At 63.9% G+C, this 16,346-nt stretch carries 10 protein-coding genes; 9 read left to right on the top strand and 1 reads right to left on the bottom strand.

What is annotated here, in order from left to right:
- Positions 1 to 89 precede the first annotated feature (89 nt).
- From X727_RS164140 to X727_RS164180, 9 genes are all read left to right on the top strand, one after another.
- Positions 90 to 1,343, top strand: coding sequence for an aspartate kinase (locus X727_RS164140; protein WP_023672973.1), 1,254 nt, complete (start codon positions 90 to 92; stop codon positions 1,341 to 1,343).
- A gap of 83 nt (positions 1,344 to 1,426) precedes the next feature.
- Positions 1,427 to 3,697, top strand: a complete 2,271-nt coding sequence (gene ptsP, locus X727_RS164145) for a phosphoenolpyruvate--protein phosphotransferase (RefSeq protein ID WP_023672972.1) — start codon at positions 1,427 to 1,429, stop codon at positions 3,695 to 3,697.
- An 8-nt stretch (positions 3,698 to 3,705) separates the two neighbouring features.
- Positions 3,706 to 4,785 (top strand): peptide chain release factor 1, encoded by a 1,080-nt coding sequence (gene prfA, locus X727_RS164150; RefSeq protein WP_023686670.1) that lies wholly within the window; start codon positions 3,706 to 3,708, stop codon positions 4,783 to 4,785.
- Positions 4,778 to 5,656, top strand: coding sequence for a peptide chain release factor N(5)-glutamine methyltransferase (gene prmC, locus X727_RS164155; RefSeq protein ID WP_023686669.1), 879 nt, complete (start codon positions 4,778 to 4,780; stop codon positions 5,654 to 5,656). The genes prfA and prmC overlap by 8 nt, the downstream gene beginning before the upstream one ends.
- A 304-nt stretch (positions 5,657 to 5,960) precedes the next feature.
- The gene (locus tag X727_RS164160) at positions 5,961 to 6,956 is read left to right on the top strand and encodes a DUF4167 domain-containing protein (RefSeq protein ID WP_023686668.1); all 996 of its coding nucleotides are present in this window, start codon (positions 5,961 to 5,963) and stop codon (positions 6,954 to 6,956) included.
- Positions 6,957 to 7,164: 208 nt separating this feature from the next.
- Positions 7,165 to 9,771: an ATP-dependent chaperone ClpB gene (gene clpB, locus X727_RS164165; protein ID WP_023833362.1), complete on the top strand. Its 2,607-nt coding sequence runs from the start codon at positions 7,165 to 7,167 to the stop codon at positions 9,769 to 9,771.
- Between the two features lie 71 nt (positions 9,772 to 9,842).
- Entirely contained in the window at positions 9,843 to 10,199 is a 357-nt protein-coding gene (locus X727_RS164170; protein WP_023685771.1) for an MmcQ/YjbR family DNA-binding protein, read from the top strand.
- A 292-nt stretch (positions 10,200 to 10,491) separates the two neighbouring features.
- On the top strand, positions 10,492 to 12,009 hold the full coding sequence (locus X727_RS164175; RefSeq protein WP_023701438.1) for a L,D-transpeptidase family protein: 1,518 nt from the start codon (positions 10,492 to 10,494) through the stop codon (positions 12,007 to 12,009).
- A 102-nt stretch (positions 12,010 to 12,111) separates the two neighbouring features.
- A complete protein-coding gene (locus tag X727_RS164180) occupies positions 12,112 to 13,671 on the top strand; it encodes an MFS transporter (RefSeq protein WP_023833361.1) in 1,560 nt (519 codons plus the stop codon).
- 173 nt (positions 13,672 to 13,844) lie between these two features.
- Here X727_RS164180 and X727_RS164185 read toward each other — a convergent pair whose 3' ends face one another.
- On the bottom strand, positions 13,845 to 15,815 hold the full coding sequence (locus X727_RS164185) for a M23 family metallopeptidase (protein WP_023701439.1): 1,971 nt from the start codon (positions 15,813 to 15,815) through the stop codon (positions 13,845 to 13,847).
- Positions 15,816 to 16,346: the final 531 nt, after the last annotated feature.

Raw genomic sequence — 16,346 nt, 5'->3', positions numbered from 1 at the left:
GGAGGCGCGCATTCAGCGGCCGGCTTCTGTCGAGCGCTTACTTCCCCTTTCGGTCCTGGGCCGGCTTCAGTCAAAGGCATTTCGCTTCCATGGCGCGCATCGTGATGAAATTCGGCGGAACCTCCGTCGCCGACATCGCCCGCATCCGCAATGTGGCGCGTCACGTCAAACGCGAGGTCGATGCCGGCCATGAGGTCGCTGTCGTGGTTTCGGCGATGGCGGGCAAGACCAATGAACTGGTTGGCTGGACGCGCGAAGCCTCGCCCATGCACGACGCGCGCGAGTATGACGCCGTGGTCGCCTCGGGCGAGCAGGTGACTGCCGGCCTGCTGGCGATCACACTGCAGAATATGGGCGTCCATGCCCGCTCCTGGCAGGGCTGGCAGATCCCGATCAAGACCGACAACGCGCATGGCGCGGCGCGCATCCTCGAAATTGACGGCGCGTTCCTGATCAAGCGCTTCGGCGAGGGCCAGGTGGCTGTCGTCGCCGGCTTCCAGGGCATCGGCCCGGACAACCGCATCGCCACGCTCGGCCGCGGCGGCTCCGACACAAGCGCGGTGGCCATTGCCGCGGCGGTCAAGGCCGACCGCTGCGACATCTACACCGATGTCGACGGCGTCTACACCACCGATCCGCGCATCGAGCCGAAGGCGCGGCGGCTCAACAAGATTTCGTTCGAGGAAATGCTCGAAATGGCCTCGCTCGGCGCCAAGGTCTTGCAGGTGCGCTCGGTCGAGCTTGCCATGGTGCACAGGGTGCGTACGTTCGTGCGGTCGTCCTTCGACGATCCCGATGCGCCCGGAATGGGGGATTTGCTCAATCCTCCGGGAACGCTTATTTGCGACGAGGAAGAGATCGTGGAACAGCAGGTCGTCACCGGAATTGCCTACGCCAAGGACGAAGCGCAGATTTCTCTGCGCCGCGTTGGCGACCGCCCGGGCGTTGCCGCCGGCATTTTCGGCCCGCTGGCCGAGGCCAACATCAATGTCGACATGATCGTCCAGAACATCTCAGAGGACGGCAAGTTCACCGACATGACCTTCACCGTGCCGTCCGGCGACGTGGACAAGGCGCTGGCCGTGCTGGAGCGTCTGAAGGCTTCGATCGGCTATGACGTGGTGCAGTCGGAAGCCGGCATGTCGAAGGTTTCGGTCATCGGCATCGGCATGCGCAGCCATGCCGGTGTGGCCGCCACCGCTTTCAAGGCGCTGGCCGACAAGGCGATCAACATCCGCGCCATCACCACCTCCGAGATCAAGATTTCGATACTGATCGACGGTCCCTACACGGAACTCGCGGTTCGCACTTTGCATTCCGTGTACGGTCTGGATAAGCAGTAGCGAGAGCGATTTGAGTTGTTGCGTGTGCGCCGGTGGCAGTGGAAACTGCGGCGGGCAAAATGCCCATTGGAGAAGAAGCCGCGATGCGTGATACGGCCAGTGGCCCGCGCGTTCTGCTGAAACGGCTCCGCGAGCTCATGCAGGAGCCGCTGGAGCCGCAGGAGCGGCTCGACCGGATCGTGCGCGACATCGCCTCCAACATGGTCGCCGAGGTCTGCTCGCTCTATGTGCTGCGCGCCGATTCGGTGCTCGAACTCTATGCCACCGAAGGTCTGAACCCGAACGCCGTCCATTTGGCGCAGCTGCGGCTGGGGCAGGGCCTCGTCGGCACCATTGCCGCCAGCGCGCGGCCGCTCAACCTCTCCAATGCGCAGGAACATCCGGCCTTCGCCTACCTGCCGGAGACCGGCGAAGAGATCTACAATTCCTTCCTCGGCGTGCCGGTACTAAGGGCAGGGCGCACGCTCGGCGTGCTGGTGGTGCAGAACAAGACCATGCGCCACTACCGCGACGACGAGGTCGAGGCGCTGGAAACGACCGCCATGGTGATCGCCGAGATGATCGCCACCGGCGATCTCGCGCGCCTGACCCGGCCCGGCCTCGAACTCGACCTGCGCCGTCCCGTCAGCTTTACCGGCCTGTCCTTCAACGAGGGTGTCGGCCTCGGCCATGTCGTGCTGCATGAGCCACGCATCGTCGTCACCAATCTGTTCAACGAGGACAGTGAGGAAGAGGTGCGCCGGCTGGAGACGTCGCTCGGTTCGCTCAGGCTTTCCATCGACGACATGCTGGAGCGGCGCGATGTCGCCTTCGAGGGAGAACATCGCGAGGTGCTCGAGGCGTATCGCATGTTTGCCAACGACCGCGGCTGGGTGCGCCGGCTGGAAGAGGCGATCCGCAACGGCCTGACGGCGGAAGCGGCGGTGGAAAAGGTGCAGAGCGACATGCGCGCCCGCATGCTGCACATGACCGATCCTTATTTGCGCGAGAGGATGAGCGACTTCGACGATCTCGCCAACCGGCTGCTGCGCCAGCTGATGGGGCGCGGGCCTGACGACGTCGCGGCGTCACTGCCGAAGGATGCCATCCTGGTCGCGCGCTCGATGGGCGCGGCCGAACTGCTTGATTATCCCAGGGACAAGCTGCGCGGCGTGGTGCTGGAAGACGGCGCTGCCACCAGCCATGTCGTCATCGTAGCGCGCGCCATGGGCATTCCGGTCGCCGGCCAGATGAAGGGCGCCGTTTCCATGGCGGAAAACGGCGATGCCATCATCGTCGACGGCGAGGAAGGCACCATCCATCTGCGGCCGCAGCCCGACCTCGAAGCTGCCTATGCCGAAAAAGTGCGCTTCCGGGCGCGCCGGCAGGAAGTCTACCGGGAACTGCGCAAGAAGCCGTCGGTGACCAAGGACGGCGTCCAGGTCGACCTGCTGATGAATGCGGGCCTGGCCGTCGACCTGCCGCAGCTGGCCGAGGCGGGTGCGGCCGGCATCGGCCTGTTCCGCACCGAATTGCAGTTCATGGTCGCCTCGACCTTCCCGCGCGCCGAGGCGCAGGAGCGGCTCTACCGCGACGTGCTGGACGCGGCGCGTGGCAAGCCGGTCACCTTCCGCACCATCGACATCGGCGGCGACAAGGTGCTGCCCTACTTCAAGGGCGCTGTCCAGGAAGAAAACCCTGCGCTCGGCTGGCGCGCGATCCGGCTGACGCTCGACCGGCCGGGTCTGCTCAGGACCCAGATCCGCGCTCTGCTGAAGGCCTGCGGCGGGCGCGAACTGAAGCTGATGCTGCCGATGGTGACCGAGCTCGGCGAAATCGCCCAGGCGCGCGAGATCATCGACCGCGAAGTGCGGCATCTCTCCCGCTTTGCCCACCATCTGCCGACCAGCCTCAAGGTGGGCGCCATGCTGGAAGTGCCGTCGCTGCTGTTCCAGCTCGACGAGTTGATGAAGGCGGTCGATTTCGTCTCGGTCGGCTCCAACGACCTGTTCCAGTTCGTCATGGCGGTCGATCGGGGGAACACGCAGCTCTCCGACCGCTTCGACACGCTGTCGACGCCGTTCCTGCGGGTTCTGAAGCAGATCGCCGACGCCGGGGTTCGCAACCACACGCCGGTGACGCTGTGCGGCGAGCTTGCCGGAAAACCCATTTCCGCCATGGCGCTGATCGGCCTCGGCTACCGCTCGATCTCGATGTCTCCAGCCTCGATCGGCCCGGTCAAGGCGATGTTGACCGAACTGCCACTGGAGGAATTGGAGGCTTTCTTTGCCGACAATCTGATGGCGCCAGCTCAAGGGCTGCCGATGCGAGCGCTGCTGCAGGCCTTCGCCGACGACCGCTCCATCCCGCTATAGCATTAGCCATGGTCAATCTTCCCCGCGAGCGTATGGATCAGGTCGTCAAGCGTTTCGAGATGCTCGAAGCGCAGATGTCGGCCGGCCCGGCAGCCGATGCCTATGTGAAGATGGCTTCCGAATATGCCGAGCTGCAGGACATGGTGGCCAAGGTCAGGGAACTGCGCTCAGTCGAGCGCGAGCAAGCCGACCTCGAGGCGATGCTTGCCGACAAGGGCACCGACGCCGAGATGCGGGCCCTGGCGGAGGCAGATTTGCCGGGCGTCGAAGCGCGAATCGAAGAGCTGCAGAAGGACATCCAGATCCTGCTGTTGCCCAAGGACGCGGCCGACGACAAGAACGCCATCCTTGAAATCCGCGCCGGCACCGGCGGCGATGAGGCGGCATTGTTCGCCGGCGACCTGTTTCGCATGTATGAGCGCTATGCCGCCGAACGCGGCTGGCGCTTCGAGACGGTGTCGGCCAGCGACGGCGACGCCGGCGGCTTCAAGGAAATCATCGCCACCATTTCCGGTAGGGGAGTCTTTGCCAATCTGAAGTTTGAATCCGGCGTGCACCGCGTGCAGCGCGTGCCGGCGACCGAGGCCAGCGGGCGCATCCACACTTCGGCGGCGACGGTTGCCGTACTGCCGGAGGCCGAAGAGGTCGACATCGACATTCGCGCCGAAGACATCCGTATCGACACGATGCGCGCCTCGGGTTCGGGCGGCCAGCACGTCAACACCACCGATTCTGCGGTGCGCATCACCCATTTGCCGACCGGCATCATGGTGGTGCAGGCGGAGAAGTCGCAGCATCAGAACCGGGCGAAAGCCATGCAGATTCTGCGTGCGCGGCTTTACGACCTCGAGCGCAGCAAGGCGGACGAGGAGCGCTCGGAGTCACGCAAATCGCAGGTTGGTTCGGGCGACCGTTCGGAGCGCATCCGCACCTACAACTTCCCGCAGGGCCGCCTTACCGACCATCGTATCAACCTGACGCTCTACAAGCTCGACCGGGTGATGATGGGCGAGCTCGATGAGGTCATCAATGCGCTGATCGCCGACCATCAGTCGAAGCTGCTCGCCGATATCGGCTTCGATGGCTGACATGTTGCCCGGCGCGCTCGGGCCGTTGTTGCGGGTGGCGCGGGAGCGGCTTGCCGCGGCCGGCCTTTCCGACCCGGCGCTGGATGCCAGGCTTATCGTCGAGCATTTTTCCGGCACGGACCGTACGCAGGCGATCGCCGACCCGCAACGGACGGTCGATGCGGGTGCGGTTGCCGCAATCGGCGCTGCTCTGCAGCGCCGCATGGCCGGCGAACCGGTTCACCGCATCCTCGGGTTTCGCGAGTTTTACGGCCTGCGGCTGTCGCTGTCGCCGGAAACGCTGGAGCCGCGGCCGGACACCGAAACGCTGGTCGAGGCGATCCTGCCTTTTGCCGGCGCGACGGCCGAAAGGCTGGGGGAATGCCGTATCCTCGATCTCGGCACCGGTACCGGCGCGATTGCGCTGGCGCTGCTCAGCGCGGTTCCGGCCGCGACCGCCACCGGGGTCGATATTTCACAAGACGCGCTGGCAACCGCGATACGTAATGCCGAGCAACTCGGACTCGCCGGCCGGTTCGTGGGGCTGCATTCCGACTGGTTCGAAAAAGTTTCGGGCCGATACCATGTAATTGCCGCAAACCCTCCCTATATATCGTCTGGAGACATTGGAAATCTGCAGGACGAAGTCCGCGATTTCGATCCGCACAGAGCCCTTGATGGCGGTGTGGACGGTCTTGGCCCCTACAGGATCATCGCCGCCGAGGCGGCAAAGTTTCTGGAAGCAGAAGGCAAGATAGCGGTCGAGATCGGCCACTCGCAGCGCAATGAGGTCAGAGACATATTCGCGGCAGCCGGCTACAGGCTGGCCGGGGCATTCGTCGATCTTGGCGGAAACGACAGGGTTCTTATGTTTGAACAGGGAAAGCCTTGATGCAGTGCAAAAAAGCGCTTGGCAATGCCGGGGAATGCGGCTAGGGTCCGCCCTAACCGGATGAGACGAAGCAGGCAGTGCTCTTAGCGATTCGGTTTTCCTTGGAAATAGCTGCCTTCTTGCGCAAACGACGCCCAAGCTTCGTGCGGGAATCGTCCGGCAAGTGATGTAACCGGAACGGGATGACACGTGGCGCCAACGCAATTGATGCGGGCGAACGCCGGTGAAGAAACGAAACGGCTGGCTGCATGAGCGCCTCCGTTCGTGAAACGTTTTTCGAAAATTTCAAAATGAAGAGAGTCTTATGAGGCCACAACAGCAGAACAGGCGCATGCGCGGTCGCAACAACAATGGCGGCGGCGGTGGCAACAACAATAACAACAACAACAACCGCAAGGGCCCAAATCCCCTGACGCGCAACTACGAGAGCAACGGCCCGGACGTGAAAATCCGTGGATCGGCTCAGCAGATCGCCGAAAAATACGCCACTCTGGCCCGTGATGCGCAAAGCTCCGGCGACCGGGTTATGGCGGAAAATTACCTCCAGCACGCCGAGCACTACAACCGCATCATTGCCGCCGCACAGGCGCAGATGCCGATCCAGAATGCCCCGCAGAACCGCGACGAATTCGACGACGATGAAGATCGCGACGATTTTGACAATGCCGGCAGCGGCAATGGCGGCGAGACGCAAGCGCCGATGGCGAACCACGGCAACGGTCCGCAGCCGACGATTGAGGGCACGCCGGCCGAACTCGCATACGGCCAGGAAAACGGCCGCGAGAACAACAGTGGCCGTGACAATAATGGCCGTGACAATAATGGCCGCAACAACAACGGCCGCGACAACAATGGCCGCAACCGTGACCGCCGCCCCAATGGCGGCTATGGCCAGAACGACCAGCGTGGCGACTTTGCCCAGCGTGGCGAGCAGAACGGCCAGCGCGGCGACCAGCAGCGCTTCACCGAAACCCCGGCACAGGCGGAAACCGTTTCCGCGGTTGAGCCCGAAGCCGAGAGCGGTTTCTCCGAGTCGGCGCCGCTGTACGAAAACCTGTCGCCGGCGGCTCTTGCCGCCCGGGCCGAACTCAATGAGGCAGCCGCCGAGAGCGGCGCTGCCCGTCGCCCGCGGCGTCCGCGCCGCCCGCGCAACAATGCCGATCAGGTCGGTGACGAACAGTCTGGTGGTGGCCAGGTGGTGGATGGCGCCGGCGAGACCGCTGCCGCTGTTGACGTGGTTGATGCGGCGCCGGCCGAAAGCCCTGCCGGCGACCCGTTCGCCGTCGACGCCAACAACTGACCCACAAGACATAAGTCGATGAAACGGCGGAGAGAGATCTCCGCCGTTTTCGTTTGCTCGGCCATGCAATATCATCAGCCGGACGTCTTGAGCGGCAATGGCTTGCGCCCCATATCTGGCGTGAACTGGACCCGGCTCGGATGAGCGGGTCCGTCACCGCAATCTGATCCGGTGCCGCAAAGCGGGCCGGTGATGGAAGGAGACAGATATGAACCTCGAAAAATACTCCGAGCGCGTCCGCGGATTCATTCAGTCCGCCCAGACCATGGCGCTCTCGCGCAATCACCAGCAATTCACTCCCGAACATATGCTGAAGGTCCTCGTCGATGACGACGAGGGGCTGGCCGCCTCGCTGATCGAGCGCGCCGGCGGCAACGTGCGCGACGTCAAGCTTGGCGTCGAGACCGCCCTTGAGGCCATGCCCAAGGTGGAAGGCGGCAACGGCCAGCTTTATCTGGCGCAGCCGCTGGCCAAGGTGTTTTCGACCGCCGAGGAATTGGCCAAGAAAGCCGGCGACAGTTTTGTCACGGTCGAGCGGCTGCTGCAGGCGCTGGCGATGGAGAAGTCGGCCAAGACGGCCGATATCCTGTCCAAGGCCGGCGTCACAGCGCAGGCGCTGAACCAGGTGATCAACGACGTCCGCAAGGGCCGTACCGCCGATTCGGCGAGCGCCGAGCAGGGCTATGACGCGCTGAAGAAATACGCGCGCGACCTCACCGCCGATGCCCGCGCCGGCAAGCTCGACCCTGTGATTGGCCGTGACGACGAGATCCGCCGCACCATCCAGGTGCTGTCGCGGCGTACCAAGAACAACCCGGTGCTGATCGGCGAGCCGGGCGTCGGCAAAACGGCGATCGCCGAAGGTCTGGCGCTGCGCATCGTCAATGGCGACGTGCCCGAATCGCTGAAGGACAAGCAGTTGATGGCGCTCGACATGGGCGCGCTGATTGCCGGCGCCAAATATCGCGGCGAGTTCGAGGAGCGGCTGAAGGCCGTGCTCAACGAAGTCACCTCGGCGGCCGGCGGCATCATCCTGTTCATCGACGAGATGCACACGCTGGTCGGCGCCGGCAAGGCCGATGGCGCCATGGACGCTTCGAACCTGTTGAAGCCGGCGCTGGCGCGCGGCGAACTGCACTGCGTCGGCGCGACCACGCTCGATGAATACAGGAAGCATGTCGAGAAGGACGCGGCCCTTGCCCGCCGGTTCCAGCCGGTCTTCGTCAACGAGCCGTCGGTGGAAGATACCGTGTCGATCCTGCGTGGCCTGAAGGAGAAGTACGAGCAGCACCACAAGGTGCGCATCTCGGATTCGGCGCTGGTCGCGGCGGCGACCTTGTCCAACCGCTACATCGCCGACCGTTTCCTGCCGGACAAGGCGATCGACCTTGTCGACGAAGCCGCGTCGCGGCTGAGGATGCAGGTCGATTCCAAGCCCGAGGCGCTGGACGAAATCGATCGCCGCATCATGCAGCTCAAGATCGAGCGCGAGGCACTGAAGGTCGAGAAGGACGAGGCGTCAAAGGACCGGCTCGCGCGTCTCGAAAAGGAACTCGTCGGCCTCGAGGAGGAATCGACCGAGATCACCGCCAAATGGCAGTCGGAGAAGCAGAAGCTTGGCCTCGCCGCTGACCTCAAGAAGCAGCTCGACGCGGCCCGCAACGACCTCGCCATTGCCCAGCGCAAGGGTGAATTCCAGCGCGCCGGCGAGCTTGCCTATGGCAAGATCCCGGAACTGGAAAAGAAGCTGAAGGAAGCCGAAGCCCAGGACGGCAAGGCCGGCATGGTCGAAGAGGTGGTCACGCCCGACCACGTCGCCCATATCGTGTCCCGCTGGACCGGCATTCCGGTCGACAAGATGCTGCAGGGCGAGCGCGACAAGCTGCTGCGCATGGAAGACGAGATCGGCAAGCGAGTCGTCGGCCAGGGCGAAGCGGTACAGGCGGTGTCCAAGGCCGTGCGTCGTGCCCGGGCCGGGCTGCAGGATCCGAACCGGCCGATCGGCTCGTTCATGTTCCTCGGACCGACCGGCGTCGGCAAGACCGAACTGACCAAGGCGCTGGCCAATTTCCTGTTCGACGACGAGAGCGCTATGGTGCGCATCGACATGTCGGAACACATGGAGAAGCACTCGGTCGCCCGGCTGATCGGAGCGCCTCCCGGTTATGTCGGCTATGAGGAAGGCGGTGCGCTGACCGAAGCGGTGCGGCGCCGGCCCTATCAGGTCGTGCTGTTCGACGAGATCGAGAAGGCGCATCCGGATGTCTTCAACGTGCTGTTGCAGGTGCTCGACGACGGGCGGCTGACCGACGGGCAGGGCCGCACGGTCGACTTCCGCAACACGCTGATCGTCATGACGTCGAACCTCGGCGCCGAATATCTGGTCAATCTCAGCGAAGAGCAGGACGTCGATGCCGTGCGCGACGAGGTTATGAGCGTGGTGAGAGCCTCGTTCAGGCCGGAGTTCCTCAACCGCGTCGACGAGGTGATCCTGTTCCACCGGCTGCGCCGGCAGGATATGGGCCGCATCGTCGAGATCCAGCTCAAGCGGCTGGAAAGCCTGCTAGCCGACCGCAAGATCACACTGTCGCTCGACCAGGATTCGATCGACTGGCTGGCGGCGAAGGGCTACGACCCGGCCTATGGCGCGCGGCCGCTGAAGCGGGTGATGCAGAAGGACCTGCAAGATCCGCTGGCGGAAAAAATCCTGCTTGGCGAGATACTCGACGGCTCGACCGTCAAGGTCACCGCCGGCTCCGACCGGTTGAATTTCCGGTCCAGGCCCACTGTGGTGCCGACCGACGCGGCAGCCTGATCCAACGCCGCGCGTCCGACCGGACGCGCGGCATTTTCTTATGAAACAACAATCCTTTGACGGGGGTGCAGATGACGCTGGACGACTACAACAGCTTCTGCGCCTCGCTGCCGCAGACGACGCACGTCGTGCAGTGGGGCGGGGCCGATGTCTGGAAAGTCGGTGGCAAGGTCTTCACCATCGCCGGCCATGACCGGGAGGGTGGCGTCTTCGTCACCTTCAAATGCTCTGAAATGGCTTATGACGTGCTGAAGGATCAGCCCGGCTGCCGGCCGGCGCCCTATCTCGCCTCGCGCGGCATGAAATGGATCCAGCGTCAGACAAGCCAGAGCATGGATGATGATGCGCTGAAGGACTATCTCGGCGAAAGCCACCGCCTCGTCGTCCTCAAGCTGACGAAGCAGACGCGCAAGGAATTGGGCCTGTAGCAACCAGTAATCCGCCATCTTCATGCCCGGTTCATGTTGGAAAGCTTATGTTGTGGTTTGCTGGCGAAGGGGTTTGCCTGCAGGCTTTTGACGATCAGGGCGTTCCTTGCGCATCCAAACGGTGGCGAGAACGTTCTGGTGGGAACACTGCCGGGCGGCGGCAATTACGCATGACCCCGAAAATCGAAATTCGATTTTCGGAAAGGATCATGCGCAGACATGAAGTGTTACAGCGTCCTTTGCGCGTCCAAACGGGCGCGCGGCGCTGTAAGTACCGGAGAGTTTGACCACCATGTTCCGCACGATCCTTGCCTTTTCGGTGCTCGCCGCCGGGCTGCTCACGTCCAGCGCCATGGCATCGCCGACTGTGGACAACGCACTGCCGGCCGTCCGCGCCGCCGATAGCGGCGGCATTGTGCTTGCCCAGGACGGCAATCTCGACATCTATTACGACGCCAGGGGCAACCGCGTCATCGTCGATGCCGAGACCGGCAAGGTCATCGCCATCCAGCCGCCGCAGACCAGGCTCGACCGCCGCGCGCTGCGCCGGGAAATGCGGGCACGTGAGCTTGGACGCGCACCGGTCGAAGACGACGACCGCTACTATCTCGACGATCCCGAAGACATGGCGCGTTTCCGCCGCAGGCAACTGGACGATCAGGGACGAATCCCCGGCCCGCCGGTTGATGAATACGATCCTGAAAGCGACAGATTCCTGGGGGCCGCTCCGCAGGATGATGCCAATGACAGCGACACCTATCCGGAAGCGCCGAAATCCGCTGAACCGCGGCCCGTCAAGCGCCAGCCGCTGAACGAAGCCTCTATCGATCCCGCCGAACCGGCGGCGCCCGCCGACCAGGCCGCGCTGCCGCCGAAAGCCGGTGGCAAGACCGTGGTCGATCCCTCGCTTTCACTCGGCGCACGCCAGGATGTAGCCGCCTTGCAGGTGCTGCTCGACCGCGCCGGCGCTTCACCCGGCGTCGTCGACGGGCGCTTCGGCTCCAATGTCGACAAGGCGCTTGCCGCCTATAACCAGATCACCGGCAGCAATCTGCGCTCGACCGACGCGGTCGGCATCCAGGCTGCGCTGGCGCAGACCGGTGGCGATGCTTTCGCCAATTATACGATCACGCCCGAGGACGCGGCCGGGCCTTATGTCGCCTCGATACCGGAGGATTATAGCCAGAAGGCGCAGCTCGACCGCATGGCTTACACCTCCGTCACCGAAGCCTTGGCCGAACGGTTCCACATGGACGAGAACTACCTGAAGGGGCTCAATCCCGAGGCCGACTTCAGCCGTCCCGGCACCATCATCAAGGTCGCCAATTTCGGCAGGCTGGTGGCGACGCCGGTTGCCCGCATCGTCGCCGACAAGGACAAGAAGCAGGTGTTCGCCTATGACGCCGGTGGCAAGCTGGTCGCGGCCTATCCGGCCACCATTGGTTCAGCCGACACGCCCTCGCCGACCGGCACTCATACGGTGTCGCGCGTCGCGCTCGATCCGAACTACACCTACAACCCCAGCATCAATTTCAAGCAGGGCCAGAACGACAAGATCCTGACCATCCCGCCGGGTCCGAACGGCCCGGTCGGCTCGGTGTGGATCGCGCTGGACAAGCCGACCTATGGCATTCACGGCACGCCCGATCCCTCCAAGATCGGCAAGACCGAAAGCCATGGCTGCGTGCGCCTGACAAATTGGGATGCGCGTGAACTGGCCAAGCTGGTGTCGCCGGGCGTCACCGTCGAGTTCGTCGGCGGTCCCTCGGCCGATGATGTTGCGGAGCAAGTGAGCGCTCCAGCGCAGTGATATCGGCCTGCCCATAAGGCAGGCCGATATCCAAAGCTGGATTCATGAGCGCAGGGTGCTGGCTGGTTGTTGCCGGCCCGCAAGAAGTCTAAGCAGACGCTCATGAAGTCTCCGAGCGAAGCCGCAGCCGTTCCCCTGACCAGGTCGCTTTCCAACGGTACATTTTGCCCGCAGTCGCAGCGCAAGTTCGTGCTGGTAGCGGCGATCCTGGCGTCAGCGCTCGGCTTCATCGACGGGTCGACCCTGGCCATTGCCATGCCGGCAATGCGCGTCGACCTCGGCGCCAGCCTGGCCGAGGTCCAGTGGATTTCCAACGCCTATGCGCTGACGCTGTCGGCGCTGATTCTGGCCGGCGGCGCCGCCGGCGACCGGTTTGGCCTCAGGCGCGCCTTCGTTGCCGGCATTGCGCTGTTCATCGTCGCTTCGCTGGCCTGCGCGGTGGCGCCGAATGCGCTGGTGCTCATCGCCTTTCGCGCCATTCAGGGCATTGGTGCGGCGATCATGGTGCCGGGCAGCCTCGCCATCATCGCCAAGGCCTATCCGAAGAAGGAGCGCGGCCGGGCGATCGGCATCTGGGCCGCCGCCTCGGCGCTGACGACTGCGCTCGGTCCGGTGCTCGGCGGCTTCGTCCTGTCGGCCTTTGGCGGCGGTATCTGGCGGGCGATCTTCGCCGTCAACCTGCCGCTCGGGCTGATCTCGATCTATCTCCTGCTGGCCAAGATTCCCGCCGACGCGCCGACGGAGAAGCGAAGCCTCGATCTCGGCGGCGCCGCTCTCGCCACGCTTGCCTTCGGGGCGCTTGCCTACGGACTGACCTCGATGAGCGCCGAAGGCAGCGGGCTGATGTCGGGGCCGATCATCGCCGCAGGCGCCGTGCTGCTTATCATCTTCATCGTCTTCGAGCTTCGGCAGCGCGAGCCGATGATCGATCTCAAGCTGTTTCGGATCGGCGCCTTTGCCGGCGCCAATCTCGCCACCTTCTTCCTGTATTTCGCCCTGTCGGCCAATCTGTTCTACCTGCCGATGCTGTTGATCGCCGGATGGGGGCTGAGCACCAAAGAGGTCGGTTTCATCTTCCTGCCGCTGTCGGCGTCGATCGCGCTGCTGTCGGGTCTCGTCGGCCAGTGGTCGGATCGCATCGGTCCGCGTTTTCCGATCGCCAGCGGCTGCCTGGTGGTTGCCATCGCCTTTGCCGGGCTGGCTTTGCTCACTCATGCCGGCATGCACAATTTCTGGACCGGTATCTTTCCGCTGATGGCCGTGATGGGGCTCGGCATGGCGCTGGTGGTGTCGCCGCTGTCGACGGCGGTCATGACCGCGGTCGAGGACAAGGATACCGGCGCCGCTTCCGGCATCAACAATGCGGTTTCGCGCATTGGCGGGCTGATTGCTGTGGCGGCGATGGGCTCGCTCGCGGCCTGGGTCTATTCGACGATGCTCGATACCAGCGCTAGGCCGGGCATTCCGGGATTCGGCGAACCGGCATTGGCCGGCCTGGCGCCAGACCTTGATGCAACACGGCTCGCCGCCAGCGATGCGGCGTTCGCGGCCGTGTCGACAGTGACGGCCGTGCTTTGCCTGCTTGCCGCTATTATCGCCTGGGCCACCGTTTCGGGGCAAAAGCTGCCTTGGTCACGAGCCGAAGAGGAGCAGTCGACCTGATTCGGAGCCGACCCGATTCGGAATGCTCTGATGGGGCGATTATGATTCGCCGGCGTCGAGTGTGACGGCTTAAAGCGCGTCGCGCTGAAACGGATTCATACGACGCGCTTTAAGTGTTTGTTTTGAGGCATGTCGTTGTCCCAGAACCGCGGCACACTTCTGGGCGACATGCATTAGCCTTCGATCTTGGCGCTCGCGACCTTCAGCGGATTGCTGTCTTCCTGCTTGAGCAGTTCATCGATGCGCTCGCGCTCGCGCTTGAAAGCGACCAGGTCGTCGCCCTTCAGCACCTTGCCGACCGGCAGGCGCACGCGCATCGGGTCGACCTTGGTGCCGTTGACGATCAGCTCGTAGTGAAGATGCGGGCCGGTGGAGAGGCCGGTCTGACCGAGGAAGCCGATGGTCTGGCCCTGGCGGACATGAACGCCCGGTTCGATGCCTTTGGCAAAGGCGCTCTGGTGATTGTAGGAGGTCTCGTAGCCATTGGCATGGCGGATGATGATCTGTTTGCCGTAGCCGCCGGCCCAGCCGGCCTTTTCGATGGTGCCGTTGCCGGCGGCGATGATCGGCGTTCCGATCGGCGCCGCCCAGTCGACGCCGGTATGCATGCGGACATACCCGAGGATCGGATGTCGGCGGGCGCCGAAGCCGGAGCGGAATTTCCCGGCGGGCAGGGGGTTGCGCAACAGGAACTGCTCGGCGCTAGATCCGTCCTCGTCGAAATAGTCGGTCGAGCCGTCCTGCATCTGGAATCGGTAGAAATTGCGCGTCTGGCCGCCGAAGGTCGACGAGACATAGAGCAGTTCCGATTCGTCGGAGGCCTGGTCGTCGCCGTCCGGCTGCGAGAACAGCACGTCGATGCGGTCCGATGGATTGAGCCTGGACTGGAAGTCGACGCCGGAGGCCAGGAGCTTGACCAGTTGCTGGGTCAGCTTCTTCGACATGCCGTAGGAATAGGCGGCGCGGTAGATGCCGTCATAGACGTTCGGCAGATTGCCGCGCACCACCACCGGCGCCGACGAATCATCGAACGCGGTCAGCAATTCGGGGTTCGGCTCCGGTTCCTGCGCCGGCACATACTGGCCGCGGTCGTCGAGCGCGATGGTGACGATGTGCGTTGTCTTGTCATAGACGCTGGTGCGAACGACCTTGGCGGCGTCGCCATGTACCTCGAGCCCGACGCGCAGCACGGTTCCGGTCTTCAGCGCCGGTGCGTTGAGCAGCTTGCCGATCGCCTCCGCCATGCCGGTGGCGTCATCGCCCGTATAGCCCGAATCAGCGAAAGCCTCGGCAATGTCGCGGTCCCTGGTGAAGGGAATGATTTCCTCGGCGAAAGCCGGCGTCTGGTCGTCGAGCGCGACGCGCGGCGCCACCGAGACGTTTTCCGGCACGATCTTGACGTCGTAGGAGCCGGCCATCGATTCGGCGAAGGCATCGCCGAATCGCTGCGGGTCGACATAATGCAGCGAGGCGACCTGCACGGCGCCGTCGCTGAGGTCGGTGCCGGCTTCGCGCACCACTTTTTCAACCTCGTCGGCGGACAGGTCGCTTTTTTCGTCGAAGGAGGCCGTCTCGACCGGGAAATCGACCGTCTTCAGGCTCATCTCGCTTTCGACCTTGGCGCCGTAGATCTGGCCGCCAACCGCGGAGGCCGTTGCCGGCTGCGCCGGCGTCGAGTCGCCATCGTCGCCGAACACCTGCATCGGGTCGAAAGGCGGATAGGCGCGGTTGGTGGTGTGGCCGGCGGCCAGCGCCATCTTGATCTGCACGAACGGCATGGTGTGGATAACGTCGCGGTCACCGACCTTGGTCACCATCGACACTTCCATGCGCCGGCGGTCCTTGGCCTTGGCGATCTGGCGCGGCGCCACCAGCCTGGTGGTCTTGGCGACCTCGCCGGAATCGCCGCCGCTTTCGAGCTGGGCCAGTTCGGCGATTTCGGGCGGGGTTGCCAACTGCTGGCGGCCGTCAAGGGCGGCAAACAACGCCACGCCCATCAGCACACTCGAGGTCACGCCGGTAAGAAAGGTGCCCGACAGCCAGCGCGCCGAAACCTCGCGCCGGTCGGGCGGGCCGCTGCGGCCATCCGCGATCAGCGGCGGCTCATTGCCGAGTTCGGCTATGACATCTTCCGTGTCTGGCATCCAGAAAGGCTGCTTCTTCCCCGGGCGGAACGGCTTTTCGCTTCTGTTGGGCCATGACATTTGCCTGTCACGGCGAGTGAAGTCAACGAAGCGGCGAAATCCCCACGCACACGCTCTGTTTTACAGCCCCTTATAGAGAGGCGACTTTATCCTCTTATAGGAGCCTCCTAAATCCTCTTGTAGGAGGGTCCGAACCGGTGATGCGCAGACCCCGCTTTGGCTCTTATAGGAAGTCACCTTGCGGGCCGCGCCGAGCCCTTCTTTGTTGGCCTTGGTGTCGAACGGCAATGCGGCGGCAATAGGGCTCCTTTTGGCAACGCCAATGTTCCCTTGGGGCAGTCCGCCGGCGCCAAAACTTCTGTCGCAAAAAGTTCAAAAACATCGTCGATGACTGTTGACAGTTCTGGTTGGTGGCGACTATATACGCCTCACGAACGAGGGCGGTGCGNGAAAAAACATCGTCGATGACTGTTGACAGTTCTGGTTGGTGGCGACTATATACGCCTCACGAACGAGGGCGGTGCGCCGCTG

This window comes from Mesorhizobium sp. L103C105A0, assembly GCF_000502215.1.
Taxonomy (GTDB): domain Bacteria; phylum Pseudomonadota; class Alphaproteobacteria; order Rhizobiales; family Rhizobiaceae; genus Mesorhizobium.
This window is presented reverse-complemented; position numbering and strand designations above follow the sequence as displayed.

Bases quoted from the DNA above. Each gene is read 5' to 3' on its own strand.
- X727_RS164140 (WP_023672973.1), top strand. From the start codon at position 90: ATGGCGCGCATCGTGATGAAATTCGGCGGAACCTCCGTCGCCGACATC.
- ptsP (WP_023672972.1), top strand. From the start codon at position 1,427: ATGCGTGATACGGCCAGTGGCCCGCGCGTTCTGCTGAAACGGCTCCGC.
- prfA (WP_023686670.1), top strand. From the start codon at position 3,706: ATGGTCAATCTTCCCCGCGAGCGTATGGATCAGGTCGTCAAGCGTTTC.
- prmC (WP_023686669.1), top strand. From the start codon at position 4,778: ATGGCTGACATGTTGCCCGGCGCGCTCGGGCCGTTGTTGCGGGTGGCG.
- X727_RS164160 (WP_023686668.1), top strand. From the start codon at position 5,961: ATGAGGCCACAACAGCAGAACAGGCGCATGCGCGGTCGCAACAACAAT.
- clpB (WP_023833362.1), top strand. From the start codon at position 7,165: ATGAACCTCGAAAAATACTCCGAGCGCGTCCGCGGATTCATTCAGTCC.
- X727_RS164170 (WP_023685771.1), top strand. From the start codon at position 9,843: ATGACGCTGGACGACTACAACAGCTTCTGCGCCTCGCTGCCGCAGACG.
- X727_RS164175 (WP_023701438.1), top strand. From the start codon at position 10,492: ATGTTCCGCACGATCCTTGCCTTTTCGGTGCTCGCCGCCGGGCTGCTC.
- X727_RS164180 (WP_023833361.1), top strand. From the start codon at position 12,112: ATGAAGTCTCCGAGCGAAGCCGCAGCCGTTCCCCTGACCAGGTCGCTT.
- X727_RS164185 (WP_023701439.1), bottom strand. From the start codon at position 15,815: ATGCCAGACACGGAAGATGTCATAGCCGAACTCGGCAATGAGCCGCCG.